The 15,951-nt window shown below is 64.0% G+C and carries 13 protein-coding genes and 1 riboswitch; of the genes, 3 read left to right on the forward strand and 10 right to left on the reverse strand.

The window, feature by feature from the left end; translation table 11 throughout:
• Positions 1-12 precede the first annotated feature (12 nt).
• From C7I85_RS00150 to C7I85_RS00175, 6 genes are all read right to left on the reverse strand, one after another.
• A complete protein-coding gene (locus tag C7I85_RS00150) occupies positions 13-1,131 on the reverse strand; it encodes an ABC transporter ATP-binding protein (protein ID WP_106721909.1) in 1,119 nt (372 codons plus the stop codon).
• A 1-nt stretch (position 1,132) separates the two neighbouring features.
• Positions 1,133-1,918 carry an ABC transporter permease gene (locus C7I85_RS00155; RefSeq protein ID WP_106721911.1) on the reverse strand — a complete coding sequence of 262 codons (786 nt, stop codon included), beginning with the start codon at positions 1,916-1,918 and terminating at the stop codon, positions 1,133-1,135.
• Positions 1,915-2,823, reverse strand: coding sequence for an ABC transporter permease (locus C7I85_RS00160; RefSeq protein WP_106721913.1), 909 nt, complete (start codon positions 2,821-2,823; stop codon positions 1,915-1,917). The genes C7I85_RS00155 and C7I85_RS00160 overlap by 4 nt, the downstream gene beginning before the upstream one ends.
• 28 nt (positions 2,824-2,851) lie before the next feature.
• Positions 2,852-3,934 (reverse strand): extracellular solute-binding protein, encoded by a 1,083-nt coding sequence (locus tag C7I85_RS00165; protein WP_106721915.1) that lies wholly within the window; start codon positions 3,932-3,934, stop codon positions 2,852-2,854.
• Positions 3,935-4,630, reverse strand: coding sequence for a helix-turn-helix domain-containing protein (locus C7I85_RS00170; RefSeq protein ID WP_106721917.1), 696 nt, complete (start codon positions 4,628-4,630; stop codon positions 3,935-3,937).
• A gap of 180 nt (positions 4,631-4,810) precedes the next feature.
• The gene (locus C7I85_RS00175) at positions 4,811-5,284 is read right to left on the reverse strand and encodes a 6,7-dimethyl-8-ribityllumazine synthase (RefSeq protein WP_106721919.1); all 474 of its coding nucleotides are present in this window, start codon (positions 5,282-5,284) and stop codon (positions 4,811-4,813) included.
• Positions 5,285-5,366: 82 nt separating this feature from the next.
• A riboswitch (FMN riboswitch) is annotated at positions 5,367-5,514 on the reverse strand.
• Between the two features lie 301 nt (positions 5,515-5,815).
• Between C7I85_RS00175 and glpD the strand changes: the two genes are divergently transcribed.
• The 3 genes from glpD (at position 5,816) to C7I85_RS00190 (ending at position 10,812) form a co-directional block, all read left to right on the forward strand.
• Positions 5,816-7,339 (forward strand): glycerol-3-phosphate dehydrogenase, encoded by a 1,524-nt coding sequence (glpD, locus tag C7I85_RS00180; protein ID WP_106721921.1) that lies wholly within the window; start codon positions 5,816-5,818, stop codon positions 7,337-7,339.
• A 269-nt stretch (positions 7,340-7,608) separates the two neighbouring features.
• Entirely contained in the window at positions 7,609-9,447 is a 1,839-nt protein-coding gene (gene ilvD / locus C7I85_RS00185) for a dihydroxy-acid dehydratase (protein WP_106721924.1), read from the forward strand.
• 150 nt (positions 9,448-9,597) lie between these two features.
• Positions 9,598-10,812 carry an MFS transporter gene (locus C7I85_RS00190; RefSeq protein ID WP_106721926.1) on the forward strand — a complete coding sequence of 405 codons (1,215 nt, stop codon included), beginning with the start codon at positions 9,598-9,600 and terminating at the stop codon, positions 10,810-10,812.
• Positions 10,813-10,968: 156 nt separating this feature from the next.
• Here C7I85_RS00190 and C7I85_RS00195 read toward each other — a convergent pair whose 3' ends face one another.
• From C7I85_RS00195 to C7I85_RS00210, 4 genes are all read right to left on the reverse strand, one after another.
• On the reverse strand, positions 10,969-11,229 hold the full coding sequence (locus C7I85_RS00195) for a zinc ribbon domain-containing protein YjdM (RefSeq protein ID WP_146148818.1): 261 nt from the start codon (positions 11,227-11,229) through the stop codon (positions 10,969-10,971).
• Between the two features lie 214 nt (positions 11,230-11,443).
• Positions 11,444-13,966 (reverse strand): protein translocase subunit SecD, encoded by a 2,523-nt coding sequence (secD, locus tag C7I85_RS00200; protein ID WP_106721930.1) that lies wholly within the window; start codon positions 13,964-13,966, stop codon positions 11,444-11,446.
• A gap of 100 nt (positions 13,967-14,066) precedes the next feature.
• The gene (locus C7I85_RS00205) at positions 14,067-14,477 is read right to left on the reverse strand and encodes a hypothetical protein (RefSeq protein WP_106721932.1); all 411 of its coding nucleotides are present in this window, start codon (positions 14,475-14,477) and stop codon (positions 14,067-14,069) included.
• Positions 14,478-14,759: 282 nt separating this feature from the next.
• The gene (locus C7I85_RS00210) at positions 14,760-15,947 is read right to left on the reverse strand and encodes a serine hydrolase domain-containing protein (protein WP_106721934.1); all 1,188 of its coding nucleotides are present in this window, start codon (positions 15,945-15,947) and stop codon (positions 14,760-14,762) included.
• Positions 15,948-15,951: the final 4 nt, after the last annotated feature.

Raw genomic sequence — 15,951 nt, forward strand, 5'->3', positions numbered from 1 at the left:
GGGGATGTGAGGTCAGGTGAGGGTCAGGTCGGCGCGCTCGTCGTCGGCCAGAAGCTTGCAGTCGGAAATGTGCCAGCGCAGATCGACCTCATCGCCGATCGCGAACTGCTGCGCCTCGAGCGGCGCGCGCACGATGGCGACGGAACCGTCGCGCAGCGTGACCTGGTATTTCGAGCCGGAGCCGAGATAGATCGCCTCGCTTATGTTGCCGGTCAGGCTGTTCTGGCTGTCGGCCTGAGGCTTGTTGCCGGGTGCCAGCGACAGCTTTTCGGGGCGCAGCAGGATCACCGGCTTCGCGCCGTTGGCAAGCTTGTTGCTGGCCACGATCCGCTGGCCGGCGACCGTGAGGCTGGTCTCGCCGCCCGAAGTCTCGGCATTGCCGCGCAGCGTGGTCGACTCGCCGATGAACTTGCCGACGAAGAGCGTCGCCGGCTCGTCATAGAGCTCGCGGCCGGTGCCGACCTGCTCGATGCGGCCCTGATTGAACACCGCGATGCGGTCGGACAGTACCAGCGCCTCTTCCTGGTCGTGGGTGACGTAGACGAAGGTGGTGCCGAGTTCGCGATGGATGCGCTTGATCTCCAGCTGCAGCCATTCGCGCAGTTTCTTGTCCAGCGCGCCGAGCGGCTCGTCCATCAATAGGAGAGGGGGATCGAACACGATGGCGCGCGCCAGCGCCACGCGCTGCTGCTGGCCACCGGAAAGCTCGCTCGGATAGCGATGGGCGAAATCGGCCATCTTGACCATGTCGAGCGCGCGGCGAACGCGCTTCTCGCGCTCGCCTTTCTCGATCCCGCGCAAAGTCAGCGGATAGGCGACGTTCTTGCCCACGGTCATGTGGGGGAACAGCGCGTAGTGCTGGAACACCACGCCGATGTTGCGCTTGTGGGCGGGCACACCGAGGATGCTTTCGCCGCCGACCGACAGCTCGCCCGAGGTGAGGTCGGTGAAGCCGGCCACCACGTTGAGCGTGGTCGTCTTGCCCGAGCCCGACGGCCCCAGCAGGGTCATGAACTCACCGGGCTTGATATGCAGGCTGACATCGTCGAGCGCGGTGAAGGAGCCGTAGCGTTTGGTGGCGTTGCGGATGTCGATTGCGGCGCCGCGTTCTCTGGTCTTGGACGTGGTCATCTCAGCGCCTCCTTTGCGAGCCGATGATCAGCCCGCCGGTGATGATGAGCGACGTGGCCAGGAAAATGATGGTGCCGACTGCCGTGACCGTGGGGTCGGCGTCGCGGGTGATGCTGGTGTAGATCTGGACCGGCAGTGTTTTCAGGTACGGGCTGGTGATGAACAGCGCCACGATGATCTCGTCGAAGGAGGTCACGAAGGCGAAGAGCAGGCCCGACAGGATGCCGGGCAGGATCAGCGGCAGCGTGATCGTGCGGAAGGTGGTGAGGCGGTTTGCGCCCAGGCTGGCGGCAGCCGTCTCCAGCCGCACGTCGAACACTTCAAGGCTCGCCGACACCGCAATCAGCACGAAGGGCACGGCCAGCATGGTGTGGGCGATGACGAAGCCCAGCGTCGTGCCGACGAGCTGGTAGTTGAGGTAGACGGCATAGATGCCGATCGCCAGCACCACGCCCGGCACCACCATCGGCGTGATCAGGATGGCGCGCAGGATGCCGGCACCGGCATGCTTCATGCGGCTGAGGCCTAGTGCGGCGAGCGTGCCGACGATGGTTGCCGTAACCGCGACGATGGCCGCCACGCGCAGTGAGTTGAAGAAGCTCGACGACCAGTCGGGATTGGTGAAGAAGTTCTCGTACCAATGCCAGGTGAAGCCGGACGGCGGGAAGGCGAGCGACTTCTTCTCGTTGAACGACATCGGGATGATGACGAGCGTCGGCAGGACCAGCCAGATGGCGACCAGCAGGCAGAACAGGCCGAGGATGATGCGGAAAGGCTTCATCGTCACGACCTCGACGCTTGCTTATGCCGCTGGCGCATGAGGGGCGCAGCAAGGGCGAGAAGGATGAAGGTCGACACCAGAAGCACCACGCCCATGGCGCCGCCGCGGCCCCAGTTCAGCAGGCTCAGCACCTGGCTCTGCACCAGCGTCGACAGCATGGTGCTGCGCGGGCCGCCGAGCAGGGCCGGCGTGATGTAGAAGCCGAGCGCCAGAATGAAAACGATGATCGCGCCGGCGAAGACGCCCGGCAGCGAAAGCGGTAGATAGACCTGCCAGAAAGCCAGCGCTGGGCGCGCGCCAAGGCTGCGGGCCGCCTGCACGAGCCGGAGGTCGATGCCGCGCATGACCGAATAGAGCGGCAGGATCATGAAGGGCAAAAGCACCTGCGCCATGCCGATGACGACGCCGGTGGGCGTGCGGATGAGCTTGACTCCGCCAAAGCCGATCGCCTTCAGCACCGAATTGATGACGCCGGAGTCCTGCAACAGGATCACCCAGGCCAGCGTGCGCACCACGCCGCTGACCCAGAACGGCACCAGCACGCAAAGGATCAGCACCAGCCGCATGCGCGGGCCGACGACCGTCATGAGGTAGGCGTAAGGATAGGCCGCGATCACGCAGACGAGTGTGACCCAGGCTGAAATGGAAAAGGTGCGCAGGAGCACCTGGATGTTGACGTCGGTGGAGAAGAACCAGACGTAGTTCTGCAGCCCCCATTCGGGTTCGGAGAAGCTGCGCGACACGATCGTCAGCAGCGGATAGGCCATTGCCGCGATCAGCAGCAGGACGGCCGGCAGCGCCAGCAGGGACGGGTAGGCGGCAAGCCGCCAACGCCGCGGCTGTGCCGCCACCCCATTTGCCTGCCGGGGGCCGGAGCCCCCGGGCGCGGTCGTGTCGATTGTCTGGCTCACTCTCTCAGCCTCGATTTCAAGTCTCGGCTCAGTTGCCGGCCATCAGCGCCGTCCACTTCTCGGAAGCGGCGTCGAAGTTCTGGACCCAGAACTTGATGTTCTGCTGGTAGCCCTGCTTCACCCGCTCGGGCGTGTTGGTGAGGAAGGCCGCCACCGACGGATCGACCTTGGGCTGCGCCTCATTGTTGATCGGCGAGTAGGAGGTCTTTTCGGTCAGGACTTCCTGCGCATTCTTGCCTAGATAGGCGTTGATCAGCGCGTAAGCCGCGTCCGTGTCCTTCACGCCGACCGGGATGGTCAGCTGGTCCATGACCACGAGCCAATCCTGCCAGACGGGCGTGTACTGCGCGCCGTTCTTGACGGCGGTCATGGCGCGGCCGGTCCACATCAGGATCATGTCGGCTTCGCCGGATTCGGCGAGCTGCTGGGATTCCGCACCGGTCTTCCAGTAGATGGTGTCCGGTCCAAGCGCCTTGATCTTGGCGATGCCCTTGTCGATGTCTGCCGGCGTCATGTTCTCCACCGAACCGCCGTCGGCCAGGACGCCCTGCTCGATCAGGCCGCCGATCGGATCGCCGCTGCCGTCGATGGCGCGGATACCGGGGAACTTCTCGGTGTCGAAGAAGTCCTTCCAGCCCTTCGGCGGGTTATCCTTGTAGGTGTCGTTCTTGTACATCAGCACGACGCCGTAGTTCATGGCCGGCACGCTGCACTCGCCGACCTGGCCGGCCGGAATGTGCGAGACGTCGATCTTGGAGAGGTCGAGCTTCTGGAACAGGGTGCCGCAGTGCACGTAAGGCGGCAGGTCGGCGGTGTCGACGACGTCCCAGGTGACGTTCTTGGATTCCACCTGCGCCTGCAGCTTGGCGATTTCGGTCGGGCCGTCGTTCAGCAGCGTGACGCCCGTCTTGTCGACGAAATCCTTCAGCGCCGCGTTCTGGCCGTCCTGGTAGATGCCGCCATAGGAAACGAAGGTGAGCGTCTTGCCCTTGAGCGAGCCGTCAACGATGGTGCCGGCGGGCGGCGCTTCCTGCGCGCTGGCCGCAAAGGTGCTGACAAGAGCGATCGCCGTTGCGCCGGCAATGCCGGCCAAAGCTGATTTGTATCCCATTTATTCTTCCTCCAATGACCCGCTGTCTGCTTGAACTGGCCGGGATGCGAGTGGTGTCCGGGCCACGTATTGGTCGAGATCGACGGCGCCGCTGGTGGGGGGCGCGATGATCCACAGCACCTCGGCCGGCGTGTTGCCGACATTGATGGTCTTGTGCGGTGTCGAGGTGGCGTATTCGATGCTGTCGCCTTCGCTCAGCAGGAAACTCTCGGAGCCAAGCGTCAGTTGCAGGCGGCCGCGCAGCACGATGAATATTTCGTGCGAGTCGCCGTGCGTGTAGGGCAGGTCGCCGGTCGAGCCGCCGACGGCGAACTCGCCGGAATAGATTTCCACCGACTGGATCGGGCGACGCGAGATCAGCGTCTTGCGATAGCCTTCGCTCACCGGCAGCGCCGGCCGCTCCGCGCGCGTCAGCACGCTGTGCGGCGAAACCTCGGTCTCGTCGAAGAGATTGGCCACGCTGATGCCGAGCGCATTGGCAATCAGCATCAATGTCGAGGTATTGGCGCCCGAAAGGCCGCGCTCGAGCTGGCTGAGGAAGCTCGCGGTCGTGCCGACCATGTCGCCGAGCTGGCGCAGCGTCAGCCGCCTTGCCGTGCGGTAGGCCTTGACGCGAGCGCCAAGAATTGTCGAGCGGCGCGCCTCCATCCCGGCGGTTGCGCCATCGCTCACGGGGTGATCTTCCGCAAGTTTCATCCGTCCTCCCAACGGGTTCACTTGACAGCCTATTAAGTCACTTTACGAGCCGTCAAGTTGATTCTTTCCGAGCTTGGCAAGAATCGGCAGTCGGTAAAAGGGGAGGAGGCGGCCTAAGAGGGCTGCGCGGCAATGTTTTCCACCGCCGCGCAGGGAGTATCTCTGTGTAGAAACAGCCAGTTACGCGGCGACTGCGGCGCGCGCGACGAGGATCTGGTGAGCCGCGTTGGCGGCTTCCTGACCCTTGACCTTGAAATGCTCGAAAAAGAACTTGTGGTGCTCTTCGCTCTCGTGGAAGTGGTGCGGGGTGAGCACCGCCGACAGCACCGGCACGTTGGTCTGCAGCTGTACGGTCATCATGCCGTCGAGCACGGTGCCGGCCACGAAGTCGTGGCGATAGATGCCGCCGTTGACCACGAAGGCGACGCCGAGGATGGCGTCATAGCGGCCGGTCTCGGCGACCAGCTTGGCATGCAGCGGGATTTCCAGCGCACCGGGCACGTCGAAGATGTCGACGACGGCCTTGCCGTTCGACAGCGCCTGCGTGTTCTCGATGAACGAGTTCACGCACTCATCGACGATGTCGGCGTGCCAGCGCGCGCGGATGACGGCGAGGCGGCGGGTTTCGAATTCGCGAGGGGGGATCTGATTCATGGGTCCTTACTCCGTTCAATGACCAGAATCAGGACGCACGAGACGAAGCATAATCCGCCCACCACGGGCGTCTTGAGGCTCCGTTCGTTCTCTTTCATCCGGACTATGACCGTCGGCTCCGGAATTCAACCGGATCTGCTGACCTTTCCGGGAAATCCGGAAAGCGCTCGCGGGCTCAAGCTTTCGCTCTTACCGCCGGTGGGGAGTTTCACCCCGCCCTGAGAACTTAACGCGGCGTTTATGGGATATTGCCGGGCGGCTCGTCAATCCCGCTTGCACGGGCCGGGGCGGGTCTGTGGAGGGCACTTTCGTTTTGGAGGGCGTGGCTCAAAAGCACTTTCGTTTCTATGTTCCGATTTGCAAAACGAAAATGCTTCATGTTCTTGTCTCAATGGCGGGCCATCCAAGGGAATGGATCAAATGAGCATCGGTCCGTGTGTTTTCGTTTGACATTCGTTATTGTTTCGAATTATTTCTTTATTCGATAGGTGCAGGCTGGGGCTCGGCCTGCCGATTTTTCATGCGCGGGCAATGAGCGAATCTCCGATCCACGATATTTTCATCATCGGCGGCGGCATAAATGGCTGCGGCATCGCCCGCGACGCCGTTGGCCGCGGCTATTCAGTCTGCCTGGCGGAGATGAGCGATCTTGCCAGCGGCACCTCTTCGGGCTCGACCAAGCTGATCCATGGCGGCCTGCGCTATCTCGAACATTACGAGTTCCGGCTGGTGCGGGAAGCGCTGATGGAGCGCGAGGTGCTGTGGAAGATGGCGCCGCACATCATCTGGCCGATGCGCTTCGTGCTGCCTTATGCGAAGGGCCTGCGCCCCGCCTGGCTGATCCGGCTCGGCCTTTTCCTTTATGACTATATCGGTGGCCGAAAGCTCCTGCCGCCGACCAAGACGCTGGACATGCGTACCGATCCGGCCGGCAAGCCGCTGAAGCCGCTGTTCGCGACCGCGTTCGAATATTCGGACGGCTGGGTCAACGATGCGCGCCTCGTCGTGCTCAATGCGCGCGACGCGGCCGATCGCGGCGCCGATATCCGCACCCGGACCAAGGTGACCGGCTTGCGCCGCGAGGGCGATCACTGGGCGATCCTGCTTGAGGATCAACGCAGCGGGGCGGCGGAAGAGGTGAGGGCGCGCCTCGTCGTCAATGCCTCCGGCCCCTGGGTCGACAGCGTGCTCGCCGGCCCGCTCGGCAAGCAGGGCGTCCACAATGTGCGGCTGGTACAGGGCAGCCATATCGTGGTGCGCAAGAAGTTCGACGATCCGCGCGCTTATTTCTTCCAGAACAGGGATGGGCGCATCATGTTCGCCATCCCCTATGAGGAAGACTTCACGCTGATCGGCACCACGGATCGCGACTACAAGGGCGATCCGCACGACGTGAAGATCAGCGAGACCGAGACCGGCTATCTGTGCGCGGCGGCGAGCGAATATTTCGCGCAACCCGTGCGGCGCGAGGACATCGTGTGGACCTATTCGGCGGTGCGGCCGCTCTATGACGACGGCGCCTCCAAGGCGCAGGAAGCCACGCGCGACTATGTGCTGAAGGCTGACGAGGCGGGCGGCGCGCCGCTCATCAATGTCTTCGGCGGCAAAATCACCACCTATCGTCGCGTGGCCGAATCCATGCTGGAGAAGATCGAGGCCCATCTGGGCAAGCGCGGCAAGCCGTGGACGGCTTCGGCCGCTTTGCCCGGCGGCGATTTTTTCAAGGTCGGCTTCGATGCCCAGGTCGAGAACCTCAGGCTAGCGTACTCGTTCCTCGACGCCAGCCACGCTCGCCGGTTGACGCGGCTCTATGGCACGCGGGGCCATGCGCTGCTCGGCAAGGCGCAATCCGTCGCCGATCTCGGCCGCAATTTCGGCGCCGACCTCTACGAGGCGGAGGTTCGCTACCTGATGGAGCACGAATGGGCCGAAACGGCCGAAGACGTGCTATGGCGGCGCACCAAGCGCGGCCTACATATGAGCGAAGGACAGCGTCAGGCGCTCGACGAATTCATGCGCGGCGTGAGTGCGCAGAAGAGTGCTGCCGCTGAATAGCAGGCACAAAAGCCGCTGAATCGACGCCTGAACCAAGGCCGCTGAACCAAATATGGCAAAGTTTCATGCCAGAGGGTGACGCGGCGGCGGTTTTTCGCTATGAAGGAGTAACCGCGGGTACGGTTGGGGTGCGAAAGGCGGAGATTGCTCCGGATTTGGCTGCCGGCCGAATGCCTGCGCGGGCGTTGGCGCCTTTCGAGAATTGAAGTGGCCGACGTCCTGCAAGCGCCTTTTTTCTAGGTCTCTGACCCTAGCTTAGGAAGATTCCGATGCCAGCTTATCGCTCCCGCACCACCACCCACGGCCGCAACATGGCCGGCGCCCGCGGCCTTTGGCGCGCCACCGGCATGAAGGACAGCGATTTCGGCAAGCCGATTATCGCGGTGGTCAACTCCTTCACCCAGTTCGTGCCGGGGCACGTGCACCTCAAGGATCTCGGCCAGCTCGTGGCGCGCGAGATCGAGAAGGCAGGCGGCGTCGCCAAGGAGTTCAACACCATCGCCGTGGACGACGGCATCGCGATGGGCCATGACGGCATGCTCTATTCGCTGCCGTCGCGCGAACTGATCGCGGACTCGGTCGAATACATGGTCAACGCGCACTGCGCGGATGCCATGGTCTGCATCTCCAACTGCGACAAGATCACCCCCGGCATGCTGATGGCGTCGCTGCGCCTCAACATCCCGACCGTCTTCGTTTCGGGCGGCCCGATGGAAGCCGGCAAGGTGGTGCTGGCCGGCAAGGAGCATGCGCTCGACCTGGTCGACGCCATGGTGGCGGCCGCCGACGACAAGGTTTCGGACGAGGACGTGAAGGTCATCGAGCGTTCGGCCTGCCCTACCTGCGGCTCGTGCTCGGGCATGTTCACCGCCAATTCCATGAACTGCCTGACCGAGGCGCTCGGCCTGTCGCTGCCCGGCAACGGCTCGACGCTGGCAACGCATGCCGACCGCAAGCGCCTGTTCGTGGAGGCCGGCCACCTGATCGTCGACCTCGCTCAGCGCTATTACGAGCAGGACGACGAAAGCGTGCTGCCGCGCAACATCGCTTCCAAGCAGGCGTTCGAGAACGCGATGACGCTGGATATTGCCATGGGCGGCTCCACCAACACGGTGCTGCACATCCTGGCCGCCGCCCATGAGGGCGAGATCGACTTCAACATGGACGACATCGACGCTCTGTCGCGCCGGGTTCCGGTGCTGTGCAAGGTCGCGCCCGCCAAGGCTGACGTTCACATGGAAGACGTTCACCGCGCCGGTGGCATCATGGCCATCCTCGGCCAGCTGGACAAGGCGGGCCTCCTCAATCGGGATACGCACACGGTCCACACCTCGACCCTCGGCGAGGCGCTGGAGCATTGGGATATCTCGCGCTCCACGAGCCAGAGCGTTCGCGATTTCTTCCTCGCGGCTCCGGGTGGCGTGCCGACGCAGGTCGCCTTCAGCCAGGACCGTCGCTGGGACGAGCTCGACCTCGACCGCACCAACGGCGTCATCCGCTCGGCCGAGCATCCGTTCTCCAAGGACGGCGGCCTTGCCGTGCTCAAGGGCAACATCGCGCTCGACGGCTGCGTGGTGAAAACCGCGGGCGTCGACGAGTCGATCCTCAAGTTCTCGGGCCCGGCCAAGGTGTTCGAGAGCCAGGACGCGGCGGTGAAGGGCATCCTCGGCAACGAGGTTAAGGCCGGCGACGTGGTGGTGATCCGCTATGAGGGACCGCGCGGCGGTCCGGGAATGCAGGAAATGCTCTACCCGACCAGCTATCTGAAGTCGAAGGGCCTCGGCAAAGCCTGCGCGCTGCTCACCGACGGCCGCTTCTCGGGCGGCACTTCGGGCCTGTCGATCGGCCACGTTTCGCCGGAAGCCGCCACCGGCGGCGCGATCGGGCTGGTGCGCGATGGCGACATCATCGACATCGACATCCCGAACCGCACCATCGGCCTGCGCCTTGACGAGGCAACGCTTGCCACCCGCCGCGCCGAGCAGGACGCAAAGGGCTGGAAGCCGGTCGAGCAGCGCAAGCGCAAGGTGACGACCGCGCTGAAGGCCTATGCGGCTTTCGCGACCTCGGCCGACCGTGGCGCTGTGCGCGACCTCGGCGAGAATTAATCCCGAATGAGGCGGTGGCCTGACCTATGGAAAGGCCGCCGTCTGACCTAAGACGCGGCCACTGGCCGGGTTTATTTTGACAATGGCAGGCAACGCGTCCGCACCAGAACCGCACGCGTTTTTTTGCTGCCCTGAACAGGACCTAGCATCGTGACCGACGCATCGACGACAGCCGGCCGGATACAGGCGGACAACACTGTTTTTGCGATCATTCTGGCGGTGAGTTTCTGTCACCTTCTCAACGACATGATGCAGTCGCTTCTGGCGGCGATCTATCCGATGCTGAAGACGGGCTATGGCCTCGACTTCTGGCAGATTGGCCTGCTCACCATGGCCTTCCAGGTTACGGCCTCGCTGTTCCAGCCGGTCATCGGCATGTACACCGACAAGCGGCCGATGCCTTATTCGCTGCCGCTGGGCATGGGCTCGACCATGTGCGGCCTGCTGATCCTCTCGCATGCCGGCAACTACCCGCTGCTCTTGCTGGGCGCCTCGATGATCGGCATCGGATCGGCCGTGTTCCACCCCGAATCCTCGCGCGTGGCGCGCCTGGCCTCCGGCGGTCGCTTCGGTCTTGCCCAGTCGCTGTTCCAGGTGGGCGGCAATTTCGGTTCCGCGCTGGGGCCGCTGCTGGCCGCCTTCATCGTCGTGCCCAAGGGGCAGACGAGCGTGGCCTGGTTCTCGGCCGCAGCTCTGCTCGGCATGATCGTGCTGTTTCAGGTCAGCGGCTGGTACAGGCGCCATGGCGCGACTTCGGCCAAGCGGCTGGCAAAGTCCGGTAGCGTTGCCCTGCCGCGCCGCAAGGTGGCGATCGCGCTGGTGGTGCTGGCGACGCTGGTGTTCACCAAGAACATCTACATGGCGAGCCTGTCGAGCTACTACACCTTCTACGTCATCCATAAGTTCGGCGTATCGGTGCAGGAAGCGCAGGTGCTGCTGTTCATCTTCCTCGGCGCGGTTGCGGTCGGCACGGTGGCGGGCGGACCGATCGGCGACCGCTTCGGCCGCAAGTTCGTGATCTGGTTCTCGATCCTCGGCGTTCTGCCCTTCACGCTGGCGCTGCCCTATGCGGACCTGTTCTGGACGCGCATCCTGACCGTTCTGATCGGCCTGATCCTGGCGTCGGCCTTCTCGGCCATCGTGGTGTTCGCGCAGGAACTGGTGCCGGGCCGCGTGGGCATGATCGCGGGCATCTTCTTCGGCTTCGCCTTCGGCATGGGCGGCATTGCGGCTGCGGTGCTGGGCATTGTCGCCGACAGCAAGGGCATCGACTTCGTCTACCAGATCTGTTCCTACCTGCCGCTGCTCGGTCTCCTGACCGTCTTCCTGCCGTCGTCGCGGGAAATGCGCGCCCAACTGGCCTGAACGACAAAGCGCGAGGGCAGTCGGCTGCCCTTGCGCCTCTCAATACGGCCCGATAGTCGGGCGAGCGATCTTCGCGCATTGCGCGTCGAAGCCGCCAAGGCGGTGACGGCAAAGCGGTTGGTCCCTACGACTTGATGCCGAGGGACTTGGGGCCGATCAAGCCTTCTTCAAAAACTCCGTGCGCAGCACCAGGCCCTTCACCTGCTTGGTGTTGCACTCGACTTCGGCCGGATTGTCGGTCAGGCGAATGTTCTTCACCATCGTGCCGCGCTTGATGGTTTCCGAGGTGCCCTTGACCTTCAGGTCCTTGATCAGGGTTACCGAGTCCCCGTCCGCGAGCTGGGTTCCGTTGCTATCTTTCACGATGATGTCGTCGGGCAATTCGCTGTCTTCTTTCGTGTTGGGGGAAGAGTGGATGATCGGTTGGGGCCTGGGTTAGGCAATTCTAGGCGGATGTACAATGGCCGAGGCTACATGGCTGCTGCCCGGGGCAGGGCATGACGCCAACGGCGCCATCCTGGTTCCACGACAAGCATAGCTGACGGACGACCCGCGAACAAAAACGGCGCCCCGAAGGGCGCCGTTTCGTTTTTCGGATCCGCTCCGACGGATCGGAGCGGATGGATCAGTGTCAGCTCTTGGCCGGCACCGTCTTGCTCTCGACGCGCTGCGGGTGGTGCTTGGTCCACCAGTCGCCCAGGAGGAGCAGGATCGGAGCTGCGATGAAGATCGACGAGCTGGTGGCGATCACCACGCCGAAGACCATTGGTATCGAGAAGTTCTCCACCGCGCTGCCGCCCCAGATCGCCATGGGCAGCATCGACAGCAGGATCGCGACCGAGGTGTAGATACAGCGTGCGAACACCTGGTTGATACTCATGTCGATGACCTGGCGCAGCGGCATCTTCTTGAAGAGCCGCAGGTTCTCGCGCATGCGGTCATACACCACGACCTTGTCGTTCACCGAGTAGCCGATGATCGTCAGAAGCGCGGCGATGGCCGTCAGGTTGAAGTCCAGCCCGACCAGCGCGAAGAAGCCGACCATCTTGGTCGTGTCGAGGATCAGCGTCGCGATCGCACCGAGCGCGAAGTTCCACTCGAACCGCCACCAGATGTAGACCAGCATCGCGAGTGCCGCGAACACCACCGCCATCACGCCCGAATGCGCCAGCTCGCCGCTGACCTTCGGTCCGACGACGTCGACGCGGTCGAACTTGACGGTCGGATCGAGCTTCTGGACGGCGTCCTTGACCTTGGTCACGGCAGCGGTCTGAGCCTGCTCTCCGCCTTCCTGGCGCTGCACGCGGATCAGCACGTCGTTGTCGCCGCCGATGCGCTGCAGGGCCACTTCGCCGAGGTCCAGGCCGCTCAGCGTAGTGCGCAGCGAGGCGAGGTCGGCCGGCTGCGAGGTGGTGATCTCAACCTGGATACCGCCCTTGAAGTCGATGCCGTAGTTCAGGCCCGGCTTGAAGAACAGGCCGATGGACGCCAGCGACAGCAGGATCGAGACACCGATGCCGAGGAAGCGGGCGTTCATGAAGGAGATCGAGGTCTTCTCCGGGAAGAAGTGGACCAGCGGCTCGATCTTGATGGTCTTCATCTTACGACGACGTACCACCTCGGTCATGATCACCTTGACGATCGCAACGGCCGTGAACATCGACAGACAGGTGCCGATGATCATGGTGATGGCGAAGCCGCGGATCGGGCCCGAGCCGAACATGAACAACAGCGCGGTGACGATCAGCGAGGTGACGTTGGCGTCGACGATGGTCGAGAAGGCGCGCTTGAAGCCGTGGTCGAGCGCGGCAAAGGCGCTCAGGCCTTTCTTCGATTCCTCTCTTATTCGCTCGTTGATGAGGATGTTGGCGTCCACGCCGAAGCCGATGCCGAGGATGATACCCGCGATACCGGGCAGGGTCAGCGTCGCGCCCATGATGGCCAGCACGCCGATGGTGAGGATCAGGTGCAAGAGCAGGCCGAAATTGGCGATCATGCCCCAGCTGCCGTAGAGCGCCACCATGAATATCACGACGGCGACGAAGCCGGCGATACCGGTGTAGAGGCCCATGCGGATGACGTCGCCGCCGAGGTCCGGACCGACGGTGCGTTCCTCGATGACGGTGAGCGGGGCGGGCAGGGCGCCGGCGCGCAGCAGGGCCGAGAGCACTGTGGTGTCCTCAACGGTGAAGCTGCCGCTGATCTGGCCCGAACCGCCGGTGATCGGCTCACGGATGGTCGGCGCGCTCAGCACCTTGCCGTCGAGCACGATGGCGAAGGGGCGACCGACATTGGCCTGGGTGATTTCAGCAAACTGGCGGGCACCGACGCTGTCGAAGCGGAACGAGACGATCGGCTCCTGCGTGCGCTGGTCGAAGCCGGCGCGCGCATCCGTGAGGCGCTCGCCGCTCAGCGCGACGCGGTCCTCGATCGGATACTGCTGCTGGGTCTTGGCATCCGGCAGCATGGTCACGCCCGGAGGCAGCGGTTCGCCCGGCTGCACATTGGCGACCATGTGGAATTCCATCTTGGCGGTCGAGCCGAGCAGCTGGCGCAGGCGCGTGGGGTCCTGCAGGCCGGGCAGCTGGACCAGGATGCGGTCCGAGCCGACGCGCTGGATGGTGGGCTCGGCCACGCCGACCTGGTCGACGCGCTGGCGCACGATTTCAAGGCTCTGCTGGATCGCCGCGTCGACACGGTCGCGGATGCCGGCCTCCGTGAGGGTCAGCTTGATCTGTTTGTCGGTCGAGGCGACGTCGATGTCGGCGACGCCGGCGCCGAAGCCGGTGGCAACCGGAGTGGCCAGCTTCTTCAGGATGTCGAGCGCCTGGGTGCGCTGGGCGTCGTCGTCGATGCTGATGACGACCGCGTCACCGGCCACGCGGGCCGACTGCACCGGAATGCGCTCCTTGCGCAGCGCGCCGCGCGCGTCGTCAAGCAGCGAGCGCAGGCGGTCGGCCTTCAACGCATTGGCGTCGACTTCAAGAACAAGGTGGGAGCCGCCCTGAAGGTCGAGACCCAAGGTGACCTGATGCCTGAACCAGCTCGGCATTTTATCGAGCACGGAGGGCGGCATGGCGCTTGGAAGGGCGGCGAAGACGCCGATAAGGACGATAATGGCATAGGCCATCACCACCCATTTTGAAGTTCGCATTGCTTCTGGTCCTGTCTATGCGCAACGCCGGCCGCTCTCAGGCCAGTCAATCCGCAGTCATGTTCAAATATGTGAAGTCGTTGTCGAGCGAACAGGTCGCTCAGGCCCAAAATGGCGGCGCGCGGGCGCGATTTACCAGCGCATCGGCCTCATGCAGGCCTGCCGGTGCGATTTCGGGACGGCAAGGCTTCGCCGCCGAGGCGAGATACCACTGCGATGCCGGCAGGATCGCCGAACCGCCGTCGCCCGTCGGTAGCAGGGATTTTAGGGCTAGGCCGCGCCAGTCGGCGATGATGAACAGGCGCTGCTGGCCGGTCAGGCTTGTCCGGTCTCCCGCGGGATCGCCCGCGCGCTGGCTGGCTGCGCCGACAGCGTTGGCCAGCTGCATCGAGCGGGCAGGGGAGACCGTGCCGAGAACGCCATGCGCGGCTGCCAGCCCGACCACGAACCAAAGCAGCACAACGGATGCATATCCGCGCTCTGCCGGTCTGTTGGGTCTGCTGAACATCATCGTGCGGGGTCGTTCCTACGGCTCTGTTGCCCAAGTGTAACACGAGGACACAGATGCTCCTACACCATTGCGCCGCAAACGCATAACCCCAAAAGATCAGTCGAAGGTCTTTGAAGAGATTTTGTGCGGCGAGGGAGCGCTTGCATCCATCCCGGACATACAGGTTCCGGGCAGGCAAAAACCGTCGGTCAATGCGTCGCAAATGGGGCGAAGCGAGCGACAAAAGCGCCCGGTTCGCCCTGAGATCGATCACAAAGCCCGGAGCGTTGCGCCAGCGGGAGCCTAAAGTAGCTTGGCCACCGTCTGGAACAGGACCAGGTTCTGCTTGTCGAGCTCGTCGTCGACGGGCAGGGGCTGCGACGACATCTTGACCAGAACCGCCTCGTTTGCCGGATCGACATAGAGCCACTGGCCGTGGATGCCGATGCCGCAATAGGGCTCGCCCTCGAAGCCGGTCTGGTACCACTTGTTGCGGTAGCTGCCATTGGGCATCAGGAAGGCAAAATCGCCTTTCTTCCAGGCCTCGCGGTCGCCGCCGGTGGCGGTGTCCTTGACCCAGCCTTCAGGCAGGATGCGCCGACCTTCGTGGACGCCGCCATTTCGCATCATCTCGCCGACGCGGGCGAGATCGCGCGCGGTGACCGAGATGCCGCCGGCGGCGCGCCCGCTGCCTTGACCGTCGACCGTGATGCGGCCTCCGCGCCTAGCGCCGAGCGGGCCCCACAGGCGTTCGACCATGAGGTCGGCGTAACGCAGGCCCGAAGCGCGCTCGACGATGATGCCGAGCAGGTCGGAATTGGGCGAGCGATAGCGGAACACTTCGCCATGCTCGCCGGCGCCCTTGCCGATGGTCATCAGGAAGGCCAGCAGCTTCTCGCTGTCGGCGCCGTTGGTGTTGGGATTCCACAGCGTCGAGCGGCGGTAGCGCGCGAAGGCGCTTTCGGGATCGAGGTAGAGTTCCTCGAAGTCGATCGTCGTGGTCATGTCCAGGACGTGCTGGACGGTGGCGTCGGCAAAGGCTGTGCCCGCGGCTTCAGGAATGTACTTCGTGACCGGAGCTGCCGGATCGAGCAGGTCGTCGGCCTGCAGCGCGCCCGCGAGAATGGCGGTCAGCGATTTCGAGATGGAGAAGATGATGTGGCGGCCGCCCGGCGTCATGTGCGGGGCGTTGTATTCGCCCACCACCTTGCCGCCCTTCAGCGCCACGAAGGCGTCGGTGTGCGTGCGTTCGAGGAAGGCCGCGATGGATTCGGAGCCGGCGTCGGTGGCTACCGTCTCGTCCAACAGCGCGCCCAGGTCTCCGGCCGGCGCCTCGGGAGCGTCTGTCGGCGCCGCGATCTCCGAGGTTGGCACCAACTCGCCGACATTCTGGAACGACCAGCGATTGTAGGGAGCGGTGCGCCAGTTCTCTATCGTGACGTCGGAGCGGGCAAAGCCAAATTGGCGCGCAAAAGCGGTCTGGGCGGTCATGTAC

Origin of the sequence: Pseudaminobacter soli (ex Li et al. 2025), from assembly GCF_003012705.1 — a bacterium.
Classification (GTDB): Bacteria; Pseudomonadota; Alphaproteobacteria; order Rhizobiales; family Rhizobiaceae; genus Pseudaminobacter; species Pseudaminobacter soli.